This window comes from Flavobacterium sangjuense (assembly GCF_004797125.1).
GTDB classification, from domain to species: Bacteria; Bacteroidota; Bacteroidia; order Flavobacteriales; family Flavobacteriaceae; genus Flavobacterium; species Flavobacterium sangjuense.
This window is the reverse complement of sequence record NZ_CP038810.1, coordinates 148,876-167,348: the sequence shown is the minus strand read 5'-3', so window position 1 is coordinate 167,348 and position 18,473 is coordinate 148,876. Positions and strand designations below refer to the sequence as shown.

Sequence of the window (18,473 nt, the reverse complement as noted above, 5' to 3'; positions counted from 1 at the left end):
TTAAAAATATGACAAATTTTTTAGCCCTAATGACCATTTTGTTTTTGATATTTATTATTTATTTAATCAATAAAATCCAATTAGACAGACAGAAATTCCGTTCCAGGGTAAAATTTTTGGAAGACTTTATTGTGCAGTTAAGCAACGAGCAGCAACTTCAAAATAATCAACTACAATTGTCAGAAGAATTAAAGCAAAAACTAAACTATATTAATTCCACACTCAACAAAGAAATTTATGAACTCAATGTTGACCTGATTGAAGGTTTATATCCAAGAAAATGAATATGTTAAACTTTTTATTTTAACATTTTTAATATATTTATCATATAATTTCTTCAAATGACCAAACAGTATATTCTTATCTTCACCTTATTATGTTTCTCAAATGGATTTTCTCAGGAGATTCAGAAGATATTAATCAAAGCATTTCAATCTCAGGATTCTTCGGATTACTACTTTAAAGTAGCAAAAAAAAGCATCAAAACAACTGCGGATGAAGCCCAATATTATTTCTGTAAAAATGCACGCTGCTGCGACTACAACAAGTTAGACAGTTCAGTTGTGTATGGGGAAAAGGCGATAAAATTGCTGCAAAACGGTGGGGATTTTAATTCGCTTATGACGGTCTATAATAATATAGCCAAGGTTTACAATAAACAAGGACAGTATGACAAAGCAATCAGCTACAGTTTTAATGGGTTAAAAATAGCTGAAAAAGAAAACAAGGAAAAATGGGTTGGCTATTGGTATACAAATCTGTCATTAAATTATCATGATTTTGAGAGTTATAAAAAAGGAATTTATTACGGAAAAAAATCCCTGAATTATTGGCTAAGCAAAAAAAAAAGCAGCAAAGAAAGTATTTGGCATGCTTTAAACGCAATTGCGATAAATTATGATGACTGGGAAAAACCCGATAGTGCATTATATTACCATAAAAAGGTTTTTAAATATTTTAAAGGAAAAGATACGCTGGAGATTCCCGATACTTATAATAATATTGGGAACACTTTAATAAAACAGAAAAAATACAAGGAAGCGAAACGATGGATTGAATCTTCGAGGGTGATTAATGAAATAAATTTTAAAAAATCCGGACAAAAAAAAGATGCACTTTATTATTATGACCTTGCCACCTGTTATACCAATTTAGCCCGAATAGCCTATGAAACGGATGATTTTACCAAGGCAGAAAAAATGTTTGAAATAGCTCATGATGCTGCTAAAAAAAGCATGAGTGCAGAAAAACTTCGGGATTTTTATATGAGCCGAAGTTTGTTCAACAAGAAAAGAAATAACCTTCAAAAAACGGTTGAGGATCAGGAGAATTATATAAAAATAAGAGATTCTGTTTTTGAGAAAGACAGAGCCAAAATATTTTCAGAACTGGAAGCAAAATATCAAAATGAAAAGAAAGAAAAATTGCTCCAAAAGTCAAAAGCTGAAATCGCAACCCGGGAATTAGAAATCAAAAAGAAGAATATGCAGTTCCTGATTTTAGGAATGATTTCATTGGCATTGCTAATAATAATCTATTTGGTTTATCGCCAACAAAAACTAAAAAACAAGCAACAGGAACAGGAATTTGAACTCAAATCGGCTATTGTAAAAATTGAAAATCAAAGCAAACTGCAGGAACAACGACTTCAAATATCAAGAGATTTGCATGATAATATTGGGTCGCAACTCACCTTTATAATTTCGTCTGTCGATAATATTAAATATGCTTTTGAACTCAAAAATTCAAAACTTGACAACAAGCTTTCCAGCATCAGCAATTTTGCCAAGTCGACTATAGTAGAACTTCGCGACACCATTTGGGCGATGAATAACAGTGAAATTTCACTCGAAGATTTACAAACAAGAATTCATAATTTTATTGAAAAAGCCAAAGAAGCCAAGGCAGAAATCAGCTTTAATTTTACCATAGAAAAAAGTTTAAAAAATGTAATCTTTACTTCAATTGAAGGAATGAATATTTACAGAACCATACAGGAAGCCATCAATAACAGTATCAAATATGCAGCGGCTAAAAGTATTGCCATCGATGCAAAACGGGAGAATGAAGCTGTCAAAATCACTGTCAAAGATGACGGAAAAGGATTTGATGAAAAAGCTGTAGAAAGTGGCTACGGATTGATGAATATGCAAAAAAGAATTGCCGAAATCGGCGGGAAATTTGAACTGCAAAGCAACAGTAACGGAACCAAAATTAATTTGTTTTTTAATAAATAAACATGAAAAGAGTTATTGGATTAATGCTGTTTTGTCTGCTTGGATTTAATTTTGGTTTTGCTCAAAATGCCCAGGAGTTAATCGACAATTTAAAAAAAGAATTAAAAAATAATCCTGACGCCAAGAGAACTGCAGTTATTTATTCTGATTTAACTTGGTATTACTCAAAAATCGCTACCGATTCGGCGTTGAATTATGGTGAAAAAGCAATTCGGGAATCCGTAAAATTATCGGATTCAACCTTGATGGCTCAAGTTTATAGCGACATTGGTGCTGTATATTTTATGAAAGGAGATTTTCAAAATTCCAAAGCAAATTACCTCAAAGCATATAAAATCAGAAAGCTGAGAAATGACAGCAGAGGTTTGGCCAAAATCAATAATAATTTGGCCAACATCTATGAAAAAACGCAGCACTATAAAGAGGCGATGAGTTCGTTTTTAGAAGCGTTGCATTATTTTGAAAGTATAAAAGACGAGAAAAACACCAGTATTACAAAAGGAAATATCGGGTTAATTCTCCTCAAACTAAAGAACTATCCAAAGGCATTGCAATACATAAGTGCTGTCGTAAAGTATCAGGAAAAAAATAATTTCACCGAAGAGTTGTGTGTTTCCTGCCTGAATCTAGGTAATGTATATCTTCAGATGAATGATACGCTGCATGCTTTAAATTACTACAATAAAAGCGTTAAAGCCTGCACAACAGTTGGCAATCAAAAAGGAATTTCAAGCGGATTTAATAATATAGCTACTATCAAAACTGCTCAGAAAAAATCTAAAGATGCGTTAGCTCTTTATGAGAAATCTAAAGAGGCAAGAGAAGCTTTAAATTCAAATTTAGATAAAACAAATTTTGATTTAAACCTGGCAAAGGAATACATAGCAGACAAAAAATACGATAAGGCAAAAAGTTTATTGCTGTCCACAAAAAAAGTATACGAAAAAGAAGAGCTCAACGATAAATTACAGATAAATTACAATTCATTAATCGTTGTTTGTTCGAATCTGAATCAGCCTGACAGCGTGAGTTTTTATGTCAATAAATGGGCAATCGTAAATGAGCAATTACTCGTTGACAATACGGTTAAACAAACCGCCGAATTGGAAACGAAATACCAAACGGAGAAAAAAGAAAAACTGCTTCAAAAGTCAAAAGCTGAAATCGCCACACGCGAATTAGAAATCAAAAATAAGAATACGCAGTTCCTGATTTTGGGATTGATTTCTTTAGCGTTGCTGATAATAATCTATTTGGTGTATCGCCAACAAAAACTCAAAAACAAGCAACAGGAACAAGAGTTTGAGCTCAAATCGGCTATCAGTAAAATCGAAACCCAAAACAAATTACAGGAGCAACGGCTTCAAATATCAAGAGATTTGCATGATAATATTGGGTCGCAACTAACCTTTATCATTTCGTCAGTCGATAATATTAAATATGCTTTTGAGATACAAAACTCCAAACTGGACAATAAGATTTCGAGCATCAGTAATTTTGCCAAGTCAACCATCATTGAACTTCGGGACACGATTTGGGCAATGAACAGCAGCGAAATTTCACTGGAAGATTTGCAGACAAGAATTCACAACTTTATCGATAAGGCCAAAGAAGCCAAAGAAGAAATCCAGTTTTCGTTTCATATCGAAGACAATTTAAAAGAAATTAAATTTCCTTCAATAGAAGGAATGAACATTTACAGAACGATTCAGGAAGCCATAAACAATAGTATTAAATATGCGGAAGCCAAGAGCATAAAAATTGATATTAAATCTAATAATGATGTTCTGATTATAACAATTAAAGATGACGGGAAAGGATTTGATGTCGATAAAATTGAATTAGGTAACGGTATAAATAATATGAAAAAGAGAATTTATGACATCAACGGTGATATTGAGTTTATCACAAATGCAACAACCGGAACCGAAATCGTAATAAAAGTAAAAGGATAAAAACTAGCAGAAAAACAATAAGGATTTAAATACGGCATTTGCCGTATTTTTTTTATCAGATTATCTTATCAAATTTGATTTGTCAAGTGGTATTGATATTTATAAAATAACTTAGGTTGTTTTTATTGTTGTCCTTTTCATTCTGTGGTTTATTCAAGCTAAATCATAAGTATGAAAAGGACTTTTTTTAAAATCAGTAGGCGAACTTGAAAAAATACGCTAATTTGCTTTATAATTCCTTTAAGTATGTCCGTAAGAATAGCCATAGTAGATGATAACGTTTTTTTGCAAAAAGCAGTAGCCGAAAAGCTGTCTTTTTTTGACGATTTGGTTTTAAAATTCACCGCTATCGATGGCAACGAAATTCAACACAAACTAGAGCAAAATAAAAACATTGATTTAATCCTCATGGATATTGAAATGCCAAATTGTAATGGTATTGAAGCCACACAAATCATCAAAACTAAATATCCGCAAATCAAAATCATCATGCTCACCGTTTTTGATAATGATGAAAATATTTTTAATGCTATAAAAGCTGGTGCCGATGGCTATTTGCTAAAAGAAGTAAATCCAAAAGAGTTGCATCAGGGAATCATAGAAACGCTAAATGGTGGTGCAGCCATGAATCCGTCAATAGCTTTAAAAACATTGAAACTATTGCGTAATCCAATCGATTTTGAGCAAAAATGTGATGATGAAATCAAACTGACCGCAAGAGAAATAGAAGTTCTAGAGCAATTGAGCAAAGGATTGAATTACAATATCATTTCCGATAATCTTTTTTTGTCGCCTTCTACGGTTCGGAAACACATTGAGAATATTTACACCAAACTTCAGGTGCACAACAAACTGGAAGCCATTCAAAAGGCTAAAAGTAATAATCTGATTTAGAAACTTACAGTTGTTAGCTAATCGGTTCGAAATTAATTTTATATTTGGACTGATTATGAAAATTACCGACAGAAAAACCGAAATCATTACTGTGGCTGCCCAACTTTTCAAAGAGAAAGGATACAGTGCCGTAACCATGCGCGACATTGCACAGGCTATGGATATCAAAGCGGCGAGTTTGTACAATCATATCAAATCCAAACAGGAAATTCTGGTTTTAATCGTTATTGAAATTGCCGAAGAATTCACCAATACCATAAACGAAGTCGTAAGTTCTAACGAAACCACCATCAAAAAAATTGAAAGAATCATCCAATTGCACATCGATATTACCTTGCGCGATGCCAATGCATTGGCGTGTTTAAATAACGATTGGATGCATTTGGCAGACGCCGAATTGACGTATTTCATCAAAATGCGGGAAGATTACGAAGAAAACTTTCGAACAATCATCAAAAAGGGAATCGCCGATGGTGAAATCAAAAACCTCAATCTCGAAGTAATCATTTTCTCCACACTTTCTACATTACGCACACTTTATCTTTGGTACGGAAAGAAAAAAAGCCCCGACCCAAAAGTCCTGAAATCCAATATGATTCAGGTTTTATTAAACGGAATTGTAGTAGATTAATTTGCTGATAATCAGAGGTTGTTAATTTTTCAATCGTTATAGTAACGTTTTAATAATTATTCCTTAAATTTGCATAGTAAACTAACAGTTGTTAGTTTTATTGTAAATCAGATTTATGGCAAAATTTCATAGCATTAAAGTCGCAGATATTTATAAAACAACCAAAGATTGTTCGGTGATTACCTTTGATATTCCGGTCGATTTGAAAGAAGAATTCCAATTCACACAAGGACAACATTTAACAGTAAGAGCAAACATCAATGGTAAAGATGAAAGACGTTCATATTCGTTATGTTCCAGCCCAATGGAAAACAAATGGCAGGTTGCGGTTAAAAAAATCAGTGATGGTGTTTTTTCTACTTTTGTAAATGATACTTTGAAAAAAGGGGATTCGCTCGATTTAATTGCGCCTCACGGAGCTTTCCACACACCTGTGAATCAGAAGCAATCCAAAAACTATATCGCCTTTGCCGCCGGTAGCGGAATAACGCCAATATTGTCCATCATCAAAACACATTTGGCAGCAGAGCCTAACAGCACTTTTAAATTGTTTTATCTCAATCGAACCGTAAAATCAATTATCTTTAAAGAGGAAATTGAGCAACTCAAAAATAAATATTTCGGGCGTTTTGAAATCTTTCATTTCTTAACCAAAGAACACCGAAGCATCGAACTTTTGAACGGCAGGTTTACCAAAGAAAAACTCCAAATCCTAACTGATAAAATTATCGACATTCCTTCCACAGACGATTGTTTCATCTGCGGTCCGGAACAAATGATTTACCTCTTGCGCGATGAATTAACCGCAGCAGGATTACCAGCGGAAAAAATACATTTCGAACTGTTCAACACCGGAACATCAGAAGAAGATAAAAAACGAATAAGCAAAATAGTTGAGAAAAAAGTAGAAGGAACCGAAGTCACCATCATCGATGGCGGAAAAGAATTCCACTTCATTATGGATGAAGCCTATGACAACATTCTCGACAGCGCCATCGCCGCCGGAGCCGATTTACCATTCGCCTGCAAAGGTGGAGTTTGCAGCACTTGTCGATGCAAAATCGTAGAAGGTACCGCCGAAATGAAAGTGAATTACGCATTAGATGCTACAGAAGTAGCCAAAAATTATACATTAAGTTGCCAGGCCGTACCAACTTCGAAAAAAATTGTGGTCGATTTTGGCGGATAATTAGGAGATGGTTCCCGTCTCGTCAGTATGACAAGAGGGCTAAAAAAAAATAAGAATACAATATAACTGAACATTAAATTGAAAATTATGTCAGAATTAGAAATTAAAAGTTTAGAAGAGCAATTCGATGCACGCATTGCCCGCGACGAAAAAATAGAGCCCAAAGACTGGATGCCCGAAAAATACCGTCAGACACACATTCGCCAGATTTCGCAACACGCGCATTCCGAAATTGTAGGCATGTTGCCCGAAGGCAACTGGATAACGCGTGCTCCGTCGTTAAGAAGAAAAGTAGCTTTATTGGCTAAAATTCAGGACGAAGCCGGTCACGGTTTGTATCTATACAGTGCCTGCGAAACCTTAGGGATTTCCCGCGAAGAATTGTATGAACAACTGCATTCTGGCAAAGCCAAATATTCCAGTATATTCAATTACCCAACCTTAACATGGGCTGATATGGGCGCCATCGGTTGGCTGGTTGATGGTGCTGCAATTATAAATCAGGTGCCATTGTGTGCAACTTCATTCGGCCCATATGCTCGCGCCATGGTTCGTGTGTGCAAAGAAGAAAGTTTTCACCAGCGTCAGGGTTTTCAAATTATGATGACTTTGGCTGAAGGTACTCCGGAACAAAAAGCGATGGCACAAGATGCATTGAATCGTTGGTGGTTTCCATCGTTAATGATGTTGGGACCAACAGACGATGCTTCTGTTCACACAGAGCAATCAATGAAATGGAAACTAAAAAGAAAAACCAATGACGAACTACGTCAGCAGTTTGTAGATCAAACCGTGCCACAAGCTGATATGATTGGTTTAACCATTCCGGATCCGACATTAAAATGGAACGCAGAAACCAAACATTACGAATTCGGAGAATTGGATTGGGATGAGTTTTGGCAGGTTGTAAAAGGCCACGGGCCATGCAACAAAATCAGAATTGATGCCCGTAAAAAAGCATGGAGTAATGGTGAATGGGTTCGTGATGCCGCAATGGCTTACGCCGAAAAACAAGCCAACAAAGAAGTAAAACAAGCAATATAACAGTTAGGAATTATGAAAAACTGGCCACTTTGGGAAGTATTTATCAGAAGTAAAAACGGATTAGAACACCGTCATTGCGGTTCACTTCATGCGAGTGATGCAACAATGGCTTTAGAAAACGCACGCGATGTTTATACCCGCAGAATGGAAGGCGTGAGCATTTGGGTAGTTCCATCGGCTCAAATCACAGCATCCAATCCGGAAAACAGCGCAGAACTTTTTGAACCTGCAAAAGATAAAGCCTACCGTCATCCTACGTTCTATGAACTTCCGGACGAATTAAAACACATGTAAGATGAAAGACAATTTAGTGCAATACATCTACGGAATCGCCGATAACGCACTCATTTTGGGTCAGCGTTTGGGCGAACTTTGCGGTCACGGTCCAAGCCTTGAAACAGATATCGCGATGACCAATATTTCTCTGGATTTATTGGGGCAAGTGCGTAGTTATTATCAATACGCCGCGAAATTACAAGGAGGAGATGTGACTGAAGATACAATCGCTTTTTTGCGTTTGGAAAGAGAATATAAAAACGTGCTGCTGGTAGAACAACCTAATACCGATTTTGCTTATTCCATCACAAGACAATTCCTGTTCGATATTTATCATTTGGCGTTGTTGGAAGAATTGCAAAACAGCAAAGACGAAATGCTTTCAGCCATTGCCAAAAAAAGTATCAAAGAGGTTTTATATCATACGCGCTTCTCTTCTGATTGGATAAGAAGATTAGGTGATGGTACTGAAGAAAGCCACGACAGAATTCAAACTGCAGTAAATGATTTATGGGTTTTTACCGATGAATTGTTTCATCAAACTGAGGCTGATAAAGCTATGGTTGCTGAAGGAATTGGTGTAGATGTGACACTTTTAAAAGCGGGTTTTTATCAAAAAGCAAGAACTATTTTAGAAGAAGCAACCTTGCAAACACCAACCGTTGAATACTTTCAAAAAGGAGGGAAGCAAGGCATTCACAGCGAGCACATGGGTTATTTATTAGCTGATTTGCAATATATGCAAAGAACGTATCCCAATATGAATTGGTAATTTAGAAATACAGTTTTGCACCTCTGCGCCTTTGTGAGAACAAACAAACCTTTGTGGTTAAACTATGACAGAACAATTAATACATATCGACCAAAAACTATTCGAAATTCTGGAAACGGTTTCCGATCCGGAAATTCCGGTGTTGTCTATTATGGAAATGGGAGTTGTCCGTTCTGCTGTTATTGTGAATGGAATAGTTGAGGTTGAAATTACACCAACTTACAGTGGTTGTCCCGCAATGGATGTAATTGCAGATGATATTAAGTTAGCATTCAAACAAAAAGGCTACGAAGCCAAAGTAAATTTAATTCTGTCACCAGCCTGGACCACCGAATGGATTACACCAAAAGGCAGAGCAGCATTAGAAAAATACGGAATAGCTTCTCCGTTAACTGCCGAGGCAGACAAAGAAGCATTATTGGGAAACAAAAAAGTAGTCAAATGTCCGCAATGCGGTTCGTTGAACACCAAATTAATAAGCCAGTTCGGATCAACAGCCTGCAAAGCTTTTTTTCAGTGCGAAGATTGTCTGGAGCCTTTTGACTATTTCAAATGTTTAAAATAAACCGTTTAGGTTTTAAAAATAAATAAGGTATGAGCAACGCTTCAATTGAAATTAAAATTGAAAAAAATATTGCGTGGATTGCACTCAATAGACCCGATGTGTTCAATAGTTTCAACCGTGAAATGGCTTTGTCATTGCAAAGCGCTTTAGACAATTGTGCTAATGATGCAAATGTTCGCGCTATTGTTATTACCGGAAACGGAAAAGCCTTTTGTGCAGGACAAGATTTAAAAGAAGTTACTTCACCCGAATTAAATCCGGGTTTCCGAAAAATTCTTGAAGAACATTACAATCCTATCATCCAAAAAATAAGAACCATCGAAAAGCCAATACTAGCTGCCGTAAATGGTGTAGCTGCTGGTGCCGGAGCCAACATAGCTTTGGCTTGCGATATAGTTGTGGCTACCGAAAATGCCAGTTTTATTCAAGCGTTTAGCAAAATTGGATTGATTCCTGACAGCGCTGGAACATTTTTCCTTCCGAGATTAATTGGCTTCCAAAAAGCTTCGGCCATAATGATGTTGGGCGACAAAATAACTGCATTGGAAGCTTTCAATATGGGAATGATCTACAAAATAATTGCTCCGGGAATCTTTGAAGAAGAGGTTCACAATTTAGCAGTAAGTTTAGCTCAAATGCCAACAAAAGCATTGGGTTTAACCAAAAGATTATTAAACCAATCAATGACCAATAATTTAGAACAACAATTGGCATTGGAAAGTGATTTACAAATTGAAGCCAGTTCTTCATATGATTACAACGAAGGTGTAACCGCCTTCGTAGAAAAAAGAGCACCGATATTTAAAGGAAACTAAATGAAAGTAGCAGTAATAGGTTCGGGAACTATGGGAAGCGGCATTGCACAAGTAGCTGCCACAGCCGGTTGTGAAGTAAAAATTTACGACACCAATCAGGATGCCTTGTCCAAAAGCAAAGCAGCTTTAGAAAACACCTTGTCCAAGTTAGTGGAAAAAGGAAAAATAGATGCCAATGAAAAATCCAGAATCACTCAAAACATTTCTTATGCTCATGCTCTAGGTGATTTGTCGCATTCCGATTTAGTGATTGAAGCCATAGTAGAAAATGCAGACATCAAAAGAAAATTGTTCTCAGAAATCGAGAATTATGTTTCACCTGAAACCATTTTAGCTTCCAATACATCGTCATTATCAATAGCATCCATAGCCGCTTCCTGTGAAAAACCGGAACGTGTCATAGGAATTCACTTTTTCAATCCTGCCCCTTTAATGCAATTGGTTGAGATTATTCCGGCCGTGCAAACCAGCGAAGCAGTATTGAAGTTTATAACACAAACGATAATCGATTGGAAAAAAGTAGTTGCAGTGGTAAAAGACACACCGGGATTTATAGTGAATCGCGTCGCCAGACCATTTTACAGTGAAAGCCTGCGAATCTATGAAGAAGGTGTAGCCGATTTTGCGACCATCGACTGGAGTTTAAAAACTATCGGTGGTTTCCGAATGGGACCTTTTGAGCTAATGGATTTTATCGGGAATGATGTGAATTATGCCGTAACCGAAAGTGTTTTCACAGCTTTCTATTTCGACCCAAGATTCAAACCATCTTTCACGCAGAAACGTCTGACAGAAGCCGGTTTTATGGGGAAAAAATCAGGAAGAGGCTATTACGATTACAGCACTGAATTGCCGAAACCAACCGAAGATTTGGCATTGGCACAAGTCATATTCAATCGTGTAATAGTAATGCTAATCAACGAAGCCGCTGATGCTTTGTTTCTGAATATAGCCTCTGCAAAAGACATAGACAATGCAATGACGAAAGGTGTAAATTATCCAAAAGGATTATTGGCCTGGGCAGACGAATTAGGAATCAAGTGGTGTGTAGAAAAACTTGACGCATTATACAGTGAATATCACGAAGACCGCTACCGTTGCAGCCCAATTTTAAGACGAATGAGTGCAGAAAATAAAACCTTTTTCTAAATGGAAGGCACCAAAATCCCATACAAAATGTTAAGCCTTGACCCATACAGTCAGTGGCTTGGCATTGAGATTCTCGAATGTGAACTTGGGCGTTGCAGAGTGGCAATGACCGTTCGCAAGGAAATGCTCAACAGTATGAATAAAGCCCATGGTGGAATTACCTATTCCTTGGCTGATACTGCTTTTGGATTTGCCGCCAATACACATGGTAGGTTCGCCGTTTCCATCGAAACGTCAATCAATCATATCGAAGCGGTAAACGAAGGCGATTATTTGGTTGCAGAATCGATTATTGAAAAAGTAAATAATAAACTAGGCTTCAACATCATCGAAGTCAAACGCGGCAACGAAATGGTTGCACTGTTCAAAGGAGTCGTTTATAGAACCACTAAAGAATGGGAAGAATAATATCAAGTTATGAACTCATAATTCAAAACTCATAATTCATAATTATTGAAATGGAAGCATACATCATAGACGGAGTCCGCACTCCAATCGGAAGTTATCAGGGTTCACTGGCATCGGTTCGCCCCGATGACTTAGGCGCTTTAGTAATCAAAACCGTAACCGATAACAATCCAAACATTCCAAAGGAAGCCTACGACGATGTCATCATGGGTTGTGCCAATCAGGCTGGAGAAGATAACCGTAACGTAGCACGTATGGCGTTGCTTTTGGCAGGATTACCATACACTGTTCCGGGAGAAACCGTAAACCGTTTGTGTAGTTCTGGATTATCAGCAGTAATCCACGCTAATCGCGCTATTAAAGCTGGAGACGGACACGTGTTCATTGCGGGAGGAATCGAAAACATGACCCGCGGACCATTAGTGGTTTCCAAACCATCAGCTGCCTATGGAACCGATAGTAAAATGTATGATTCAAGTTTCGGCTGGCGTTTTATCAATCCGAAATTGCATCAAATGTACGGTACTGACGCGATGGGAGAAACGGCTGAAAACTTGGTAGAAAAATATAATATTTCTCGAGAAGACCAAGATACTTTTGCATTGAACAGTCAAATGAAAGCGGCCGCTGCACAAGCTTCAGGAAGATTGGCAAAAGAAATTGTAGCGGTAGAAATTCCACAACGCAAAGGTGACGCTATAGTTTTTGCTAAAGACGAATTTGTAAAACCAAATACATCTTTGGAAGGATTATCCAAATTGCGCCCAGCCTTCAAAAAAGACGGAAGTGTAACCGCCGGAAATGCCTCGGGCTTAAACGATGGAGCAGCCGCGACCATTATTGCATCGGAAGAAGCGGTGAAAAAATACAATCTAAAACCACTGGCAAGAATTGTAAGTTCAGCTGTGGTTGGCGTAGAACCAAAAATCATGGGAATCGGCCCGGTTGAAGCAACAAATCAAGCATTAGCCAAAGCCGGTTTAACCTTAGATCAAATCGATATTATTGAGTTGAACGAAGCATTTGCTGCTCAGGTTTTAGCCTGCACCCGTGCTTGGGGAATTGCAGATAACGACCCAAGGTTAAATCCAAACGGGGGTTCGATTGCAATCGGACATCCATTAGGCGTTACTGGTGCCAGAATTGCCTATTCTGCTGCATTAGAATTGCAACTGACAGGAAAGCGTTATGCATTAATTACAATGTGTATCGGTGTAGGACAAGGCTATGCAGCCATTATTGAAAGAGTATAAAACCGATTAAGGTTAAAGAAAATAGTATGAGTAAAATACAAAATTACATTTTAGGAAATTGGACTTCAGGTGCCGGCGAAGGTGTTCCCTTAATCGATTCGGTTACAGGAGAAATTGTTGGACACGCTTCCACGCAAGGCTTAAACTTTGGTGAAATTCTCCACTACGGAAGAACCAAAGGCGGCGAAAAACTCCGTAAAATGACGTTTCAGGAGCGCGGGAATATGATCAAAAGCTTGGCACTGTATTTAACCAAACGCAAAGAACAATTTTACGAAATCAGCTATAGAACCGGAGCAACACGCGTCGACAGCTGGATCGACATTGAAGGAGGTTTTGGAAACTTATTTGCCAATGCTTCGTTACGTAAATTATTTCCAAACCAACCCTATCATGTTGAAGGTGACCCAATTGATTTGTCCAAAGGCGGGCGTTTTATGGCGCATCATATTTTGGTTCCAAAACAAGGAGTAGCCGTGCATATCAATGCCTTCAATTTCCCGATTTGGGGAATGCTCGAAAAATGTGCCGTGAACTGGATGGCGGGAATGCCGGCAGTTGTTAAACCTGCTACATCAACTTCTTATTTGACAGAAGCCGTAGTTAGAGAAATCATAGCTTCCAATATTTTGCCCGAAGGCGCGCTGCAATTAATCTGCGGTTCAGCAAATGCACTTTTAGATACGGTTGAAAGTCAGGACGTTGTTACATTTACAGGTTCGGCAAGTACGGGTCGAATGTTAAAAGCACATACCCGAATCATCAACGAATCAGTACCATTCAATATGGAAGCGGATTCTTTAAACTCTTCTATTTTAGGAGAAGATGCCATTCCGGGAACACCAGAGTTTGACTTATTCGTAAACCAGGTTCGTAGCGAAATGACCGTAAAATGTGGTCAAAAATGTACCGCCATCCGCAGAATTATCGTTCCTTCCAACTTGATGGATGACGTACAAACCGCACTAGGAAAAGCCTTGGACAAAGTAACCATTGGTGATCCACGATTGAAGGAAGTCCGAATGGGATCTTTGGTTTCCAAAGATCAGGTGGAAGAAGTAAAAGCAAGAACACACGAAATTGCCAAAACAGCCAAAATGGTCTATGGCGATTTTGATAAATTAAACTTAGTCGGTGCCAATGGTAAAGGTGCTTTTATAAGCCCGATGGTACTTCGTGAAGAAAATCCGTTTGCGAATTTGGCTGTGCACGAAACCGAGGCTTTCGGGCCTGTGGCGACGATTATGCCGTATAAAAACTTAGACGAAGCTATCGAATTAGCTCAAATGGGTAAAGGTTCATTAGTGTCTTCCATCGTAACCAATTCGGATGAAATAGCTAAAGATTATGTCATCAATGCAGCATCACACCATGGAAGAATTTTGGTGTTGAATCGTGAAAACGCCAAGCAAAGTACGGGTCACGGTTCGCCGTTACCTTTATTGGTTCACGGGGGTCCGGGTCGTGCCGGAGGCGGTGAAGAAATGGGAGGTGTTCGTGGAATCAAACATTATATGCAGCGCTGTGCCGTACAAGGTTCACCAACCACATTAACAGAAATCACTGGTATTTACCAGCCAAATTCCAAATATAAAGAAGCAACCCAGCATCCGTTCCAATACCATTGGGAGGACATTCAACCGGGTATGTCGTTGCGCACGCACAATAGAACAGTTACTGATACAGATATAATCAACTTTGCTAATTTAACCTGGGATCATTTCTATGCTCACACCGATATCACTTCACTAGATGGAAGTATTTTCAAAAAACGTACGGCGCACGGTTATTTCATATTGGCCGCTGCGGCAGGTTTGTTCGTACTTCCTAATAAAGGTCCGGTTGCGGCAAATTATGGATTAGAGGAATGCCGTTTCTTACGTCCAATTTACCACAACGATACGGTTTATGTACGTTTAACGTGTAAGCAAAAAATTGACAGAGATGTAGCTTCTGCCGAGCATCCAAGCGGTATTGTGAAATGGTTTGTGGAAGTTTTTGATGTCGAAGACGAGTTAGTAGCAGTGGCCACTATCTTAACTATGGTGCAGAAAAAACAAGAAGTTTTTGTTGAAATGACCGATGAAAAAATTGCTGAATGCTTAAACAAGTTGACCGAAAGCACAAAACCGCAATGGGGTATTTTGACACCACAACATCTATTGGAACATTTGGAAGAAGGCTACAAAATACTATCAGGACAAATTCAGGACTTTGAAATTGCAACACCTGAAAAGATTTTGGAGAAGGTGCACCATTCGTTATACAATTACGATAAGTTTCCACTAGGCAGTACGTTTCCAACAATGAGAAAAGGAGAATTAGAAGATTTAATTCATCCCGATTTTGAGACAGCCAAAGAAAAGTTTTTAGAAGCAAGAGAAGCCTATAAAACCTTCTTCAAAGAAAACCCGGAAGCCATTTTGAAAAATATGGTCTTCGGAGAATTAAATAGATATGAATCGTATTTGTTGGAAAGAAAACATCTAAACCATCATTTCGAGCAATTCGGAATTTTATAAATGTCATCCCGAGCGCAGTCGAGGGAAGGAGCTATTTCCCGCTTTACGCGCTGCATGGCAGCTTGCTACAATCGGGGCTAAAAATATAAATTTAATGGACGCTTACGTAAAACACGACATACAAGACAACATCGCCACGATTGAATTTTTCCATCCGGAGCAAAATTCGTTACCAGGAAATATTTTGGCACAATTAGCCGAAACCATTACCAATATGGGTAACCATGCCGATGTAAGAGTAATTATTCTGAAAAGCGGTGGTGACCGTACATTTTGTGCCGGAGCCAGCTTTAAGGAGCTCATGGCAATTAATGATGCTGCTACCGGAAAAGTATTTTTCTCAGGTTTTGCTAACGTCATCAACGCGATGAGAAAATGCCCAAAATTCATTATCGGGCGTATACAAGGCAAAACTGTTGGAGGCGGAGTTGGAATCGCGGCTTCGACTGATTATTGTATGGCAACACAATTTGCTGCTATAAAATTAAGTGAGTTAAATGTCGGTATAGGACCATTCGTGGTTTCACCGGCTATCGAAAGAAAGATGGGTGTTTCCGCAATGTCGCAAATCGCTATCGATGCCAATACGTTTTATGAAGCATCGTGGGCAAGGGAAAAAGGTTTGTATGCCACCGTTTATGAAAGCATTGAAGCAATGGATACTGCAGTAGCCGCTTTCGCCAAACATTTATGCACCTACAATCCGGAAGCGATGTCGGAAATGAAAAAGAAATTCTGGCGCGGGACTGATGATTGGGATGATATGTTAGCTGAAAGAGCCGCAATCAGTGGAAAATTAGTGTTGTCTGATTTTACTAAAGAAACGTTGAAGAAATTTAAATAACAATCGTCGGGCTCATAACCCGAAGGGCAATAGCAATATAATGATTTACGAATTCAAGGGATTTATTCCGGTCATTCACGAAAGCAGTTTTATCCATCCGCAGGCTGCGGTTACGGGTAATGTGATTATTGGGAAAGACGTTTACGTCGGACCTGGTGCTGCGATTCGTGGTGATTGGGGCGAAATCATTATTGAAGACGGTTGCAACGTCCAGGAAAACTGTACGATTCATATGTTTCCGGGAAAGAGTATGATTTTAAAAGCCGGAGCGCATATTGGTCACGGAGCAATTATCCACGGAGCCAATATCGGAGCCAATAGCCTTGTCGGAATGAATGCCGTTATCATGGATGATGTAAATGTGGGAGATGAATGTATCATTGGCGCCTTGAGTTTTATTAAAGCCGGAATGGAAATTCCGAACAGAAAAATGGTTGTGGGAAATCCTGCTGTGATTGTTAAGGATGTTTCGGATGAAATGATTGACTGGAAAACTAAAGGAACAGCCTTGTACCAACAATTGCCAAAGGAATGTTATGATACTTTAAAAGCAGTGGAACCGTTACGGGAAATTCCGGAAAACCGTCCAACACAGGAAGCGTTTTACAAAACATTAGAAGAATTTAGAAAACAATAAAATGCCGATAATCGAATTTAAAATGCCCAAAATGGGCGAGAGCATTTCCGAAGCGACCATCATTGCCTGGCTGAAAAAAGTAGGCGATTTTGTGGAAGCCGAAGAAACTATTGTAGAAGTTGCTACCGATAAAGTCGATAGCGATGTTCCATCACCGGTTTCAGGGACGATTACTGAAATTCGTTTTCATAAGGATGCAGTTGTTGGCGTTGGGGAAGTTTTGGCACTAATTGATTGTGACGACAAAGTTGCAGGAAAGAAAATCACCATTGGTAAAACGGAAACCAAATCAATGCCGGCTGAAACCAAAAAGGCAGAAGTAACCCGAGCGGAAGCGAACTGGCAAAGCAATCCAGATGCGTTTCTTTCGCCATTAATCATCAGCATTGCGCAAAAAGAAAATTTATCGATAGAAGAGTTGCAATCCATTCCGGGTTCCGGAACTGATGGCAGAGTTCAGAAAAGCGATGTTTTTCATTATCTAAAAAATCGAAAATATCCAGTTCAAAGTAAACCAGTTGCGCAACAACCTGCTTCTACTTATCCAAAACCAAAAATCAATTTTACGGAAGGGAAAGATCATATCGTAGAAATGGACCGCATGCGAAAAATGATAGCGGATCATATGGTATACTCCAAACAAACATCGCCACACGTGACATCTTACATCGAAGTGGATGTGACGAATTTGGTCAATTGGAGAAATGAAAACAAAGATAAATTCCAAACAAAATACAACGAAAAACTAACGTTCACACCTGTTTTTGTTCAGGCTGTAGCCAAAGCGATTCAGGATTTCCCAATGATTAATGTTTCTGTCGATGAGAAGAATATCATTGTACACAAAGACATCAACGTTGGAATGGCAACAGCTTTGCCAAGCGGAAATTTAATTGTTCCGGTAGTAAAAAATGCTAACGAAAAAGATTTATTGGCATTGGCCAAAGACGTTAACCATTTAGCTGATGCTTCCCGAAACAACAAACTAAAGCCGGAAGAAATTCAGGGCAGTACATTCACGATTTCTAATGTGGGAACCTTTGGCAGTTTGATGGGAACACCAATTATCAATCAACCCGAAGTCGCAATTTTAGCACTCGGAATTATTAAAAAACGCCCCGAAGTAATTACGACTTCCAAAGGCGATGAAATTGCTATTCGCAGTATGATGTTCCTTTCTTTATCCTTTGACCATCGAGTGGTTGACGGATTTTTAGGAGGATCTTTTTTGCGAAAAGTAGGCGATTATTTAGAACAATTTGACACAAACACAACTCTATAA

General features: G+C 38.3%; 18 protein-coding genes. All 18 read left to right on the top strand.

Translation table 11 applies throughout. The features are described 5' to 3' along the window. Positions 1–8 precede the first annotated feature (8 nt). The 18 genes from GS03_RS00645 to GS03_RS00560 all read left to right on the top strand — a co-directional run bounded on the left by GS03_RS00645 (position 9) and on the right by GS03_RS00560 (position 18,473). Complete coding sequence (locus GS03_RS00645) at positions 9–284, top strand: hypothetical protein (RefSeq protein WP_136150653.1); 276 nt, start codon at positions 9–11, stop codon at positions 282–284. A gap of 57 nt (positions 285–341) precedes the next feature. Beyond that, complete coding sequence (locus GS03_RS00640; RefSeq protein WP_136150652.1) at positions 342–2,237, top strand: tetratricopeptide repeat-containing sensor histidine kinase; 1,896 nt, start codon at positions 342–344, stop codon at positions 2,235–2,237. 2 nt (positions 2,238–2,239) lie between these two features. Next, positions 2,240–4,192 carry a tetratricopeptide repeat-containing sensor histidine kinase gene (locus GS03_RS00635; RefSeq protein ID WP_136150651.1) on the top strand — a complete coding sequence of 651 codons (1,953 nt, stop codon included), beginning with the start codon at positions 2,240–2,242 and terminating at the stop codon, positions 4,190–4,192. A gap of 246 nt (positions 4,193–4,438) precedes the next feature. Next, the gene (locus GS03_RS00630; protein ID WP_136150650.1) at positions 4,439–5,086 is read left to right on the top strand and encodes a response regulator; all 648 of its coding nucleotides are present in this window, start codon (positions 4,439–4,441) and stop codon (positions 5,084–5,086) included. Between the two features lie 55 nt (positions 5,087–5,141). Then, positions 5,142–5,717 (top strand): TetR/AcrR family transcriptional regulator, encoded by a 576-nt coding sequence (locus GS03_RS00625; protein ID WP_136150649.1) that lies wholly within the window; start codon positions 5,142–5,144, stop codon positions 5,715–5,717. A gap of 115 nt (positions 5,718–5,832) precedes the next feature. Further along, a complete protein-coding gene (gene paaE, locus GS03_RS00620; RefSeq protein WP_136150648.1) occupies positions 5,833–6,906 on the top strand; it encodes a 1,2-phenylacetyl-CoA epoxidase subunit PaaE in 1,074 nt (357 codons plus the stop codon). An 87-nt stretch (positions 6,907–6,993) separates the two neighbouring features. Continuing rightward, a complete protein-coding gene (gene paaA / locus GS03_RS00615; RefSeq protein ID WP_136150647.1) occupies positions 6,994–7,950 on the top strand; it encodes a 1,2-phenylacetyl-CoA epoxidase subunit PaaA in 957 nt (318 codons plus the stop codon). Between the two features lie 9 nt (positions 7,951–7,959). Then, positions 7,960–8,244, top strand: a complete 285-nt coding sequence (gene paaB, locus GS03_RS00610) for a 1,2-phenylacetyl-CoA epoxidase subunit PaaB (RefSeq protein ID WP_210726624.1) — start codon at positions 7,960–7,962, stop codon at positions 8,242–8,244. A 1-nt stretch (position 8,245) separates the two neighbouring features. Then, positions 8,246–8,998, top strand: a complete 753-nt coding sequence (gene paaC / locus GS03_RS00605) for a 1,2-phenylacetyl-CoA epoxidase subunit PaaC (RefSeq protein ID WP_136150645.1) — start codon at positions 8,246–8,248, stop codon at positions 8,996–8,998. A 64-nt stretch (positions 8,999–9,062) separates the two neighbouring features. Beyond that, entirely contained in the window at positions 9,063–9,563 is a 501-nt protein-coding gene (gene paaD / locus GS03_RS00600; protein ID WP_136150644.1) for a 1,2-phenylacetyl-CoA epoxidase subunit PaaD, read from the top strand. A gap of 29 nt (positions 9,564–9,592) precedes the next feature. Further along, positions 9,593–10,378 (top strand): enoyl-CoA hydratase-related protein, encoded by a 786-nt coding sequence (locus GS03_RS00595; protein ID WP_136150643.1) that lies wholly within the window; start codon positions 9,593–9,595, stop codon positions 10,376–10,378. Next, positions 10,379–11,527: a 3-hydroxyacyl-CoA dehydrogenase NAD-binding domain-containing protein gene (locus tag GS03_RS00590; RefSeq protein ID WP_136150642.1), complete on the top strand. Its 1,149-nt coding sequence runs from the start codon at positions 10,379–10,381 to the stop codon at positions 11,525–11,527. Further along, positions 11,528–11,935 (top strand): PaaI family thioesterase, encoded by a 408-nt coding sequence (locus GS03_RS00585; protein ID WP_136150641.1) that lies wholly within the window; start codon positions 11,528–11,530, stop codon positions 11,933–11,935. Positions 11,936–11,985: 50 nt separating this feature from the next. Further along, positions 11,986–13,188, top strand: a complete 1,203-nt coding sequence (gene pcaF, locus GS03_RS00580) for a 3-oxoadipyl-CoA thiolase (RefSeq protein WP_136150640.1) — start codon at positions 11,986–11,988, stop codon at positions 13,186–13,188. A 26-nt stretch (positions 13,189–13,214) separates the two neighbouring features. Continuing rightward, the gene (gene paaZ / locus GS03_RS00575; protein ID WP_136150639.1) at positions 13,215–15,710 is read left to right on the top strand and encodes a phenylacetic acid degradation bifunctional protein PaaZ; all 2,496 of its coding nucleotides are present in this window, start codon (positions 13,215–13,217) and stop codon (positions 15,708–15,710) included. 94 nt (positions 15,711–15,804) lie between these two features. Continuing rightward, positions 15,805–16,554 (top strand): enoyl-CoA hydratase/isomerase family protein, encoded by a 750-nt coding sequence (locus tag GS03_RS00570; RefSeq protein ID WP_136150638.1) that lies wholly within the window; start codon positions 15,805–15,807, stop codon positions 16,552–16,554. A 40-nt stretch (positions 16,555–16,594) separates the two neighbouring features. Next, the gene (locus tag GS03_RS00565) at positions 16,595–17,191 is read left to right on the top strand and encodes an acyltransferase (protein ID WP_136150637.1); all 597 of its coding nucleotides are present in this window, start codon (positions 16,595–16,597) and stop codon (positions 17,189–17,191) included. A gap of 31 nt (positions 17,192–17,222) precedes the next feature. Then, complete coding sequence (locus tag GS03_RS00560) at positions 17,223–18,473, top strand: dihydrolipoamide acetyltransferase family protein (RefSeq protein ID WP_246034116.1); 1,251 nt, start codon at positions 17,223–17,225, stop codon at positions 18,471–18,473.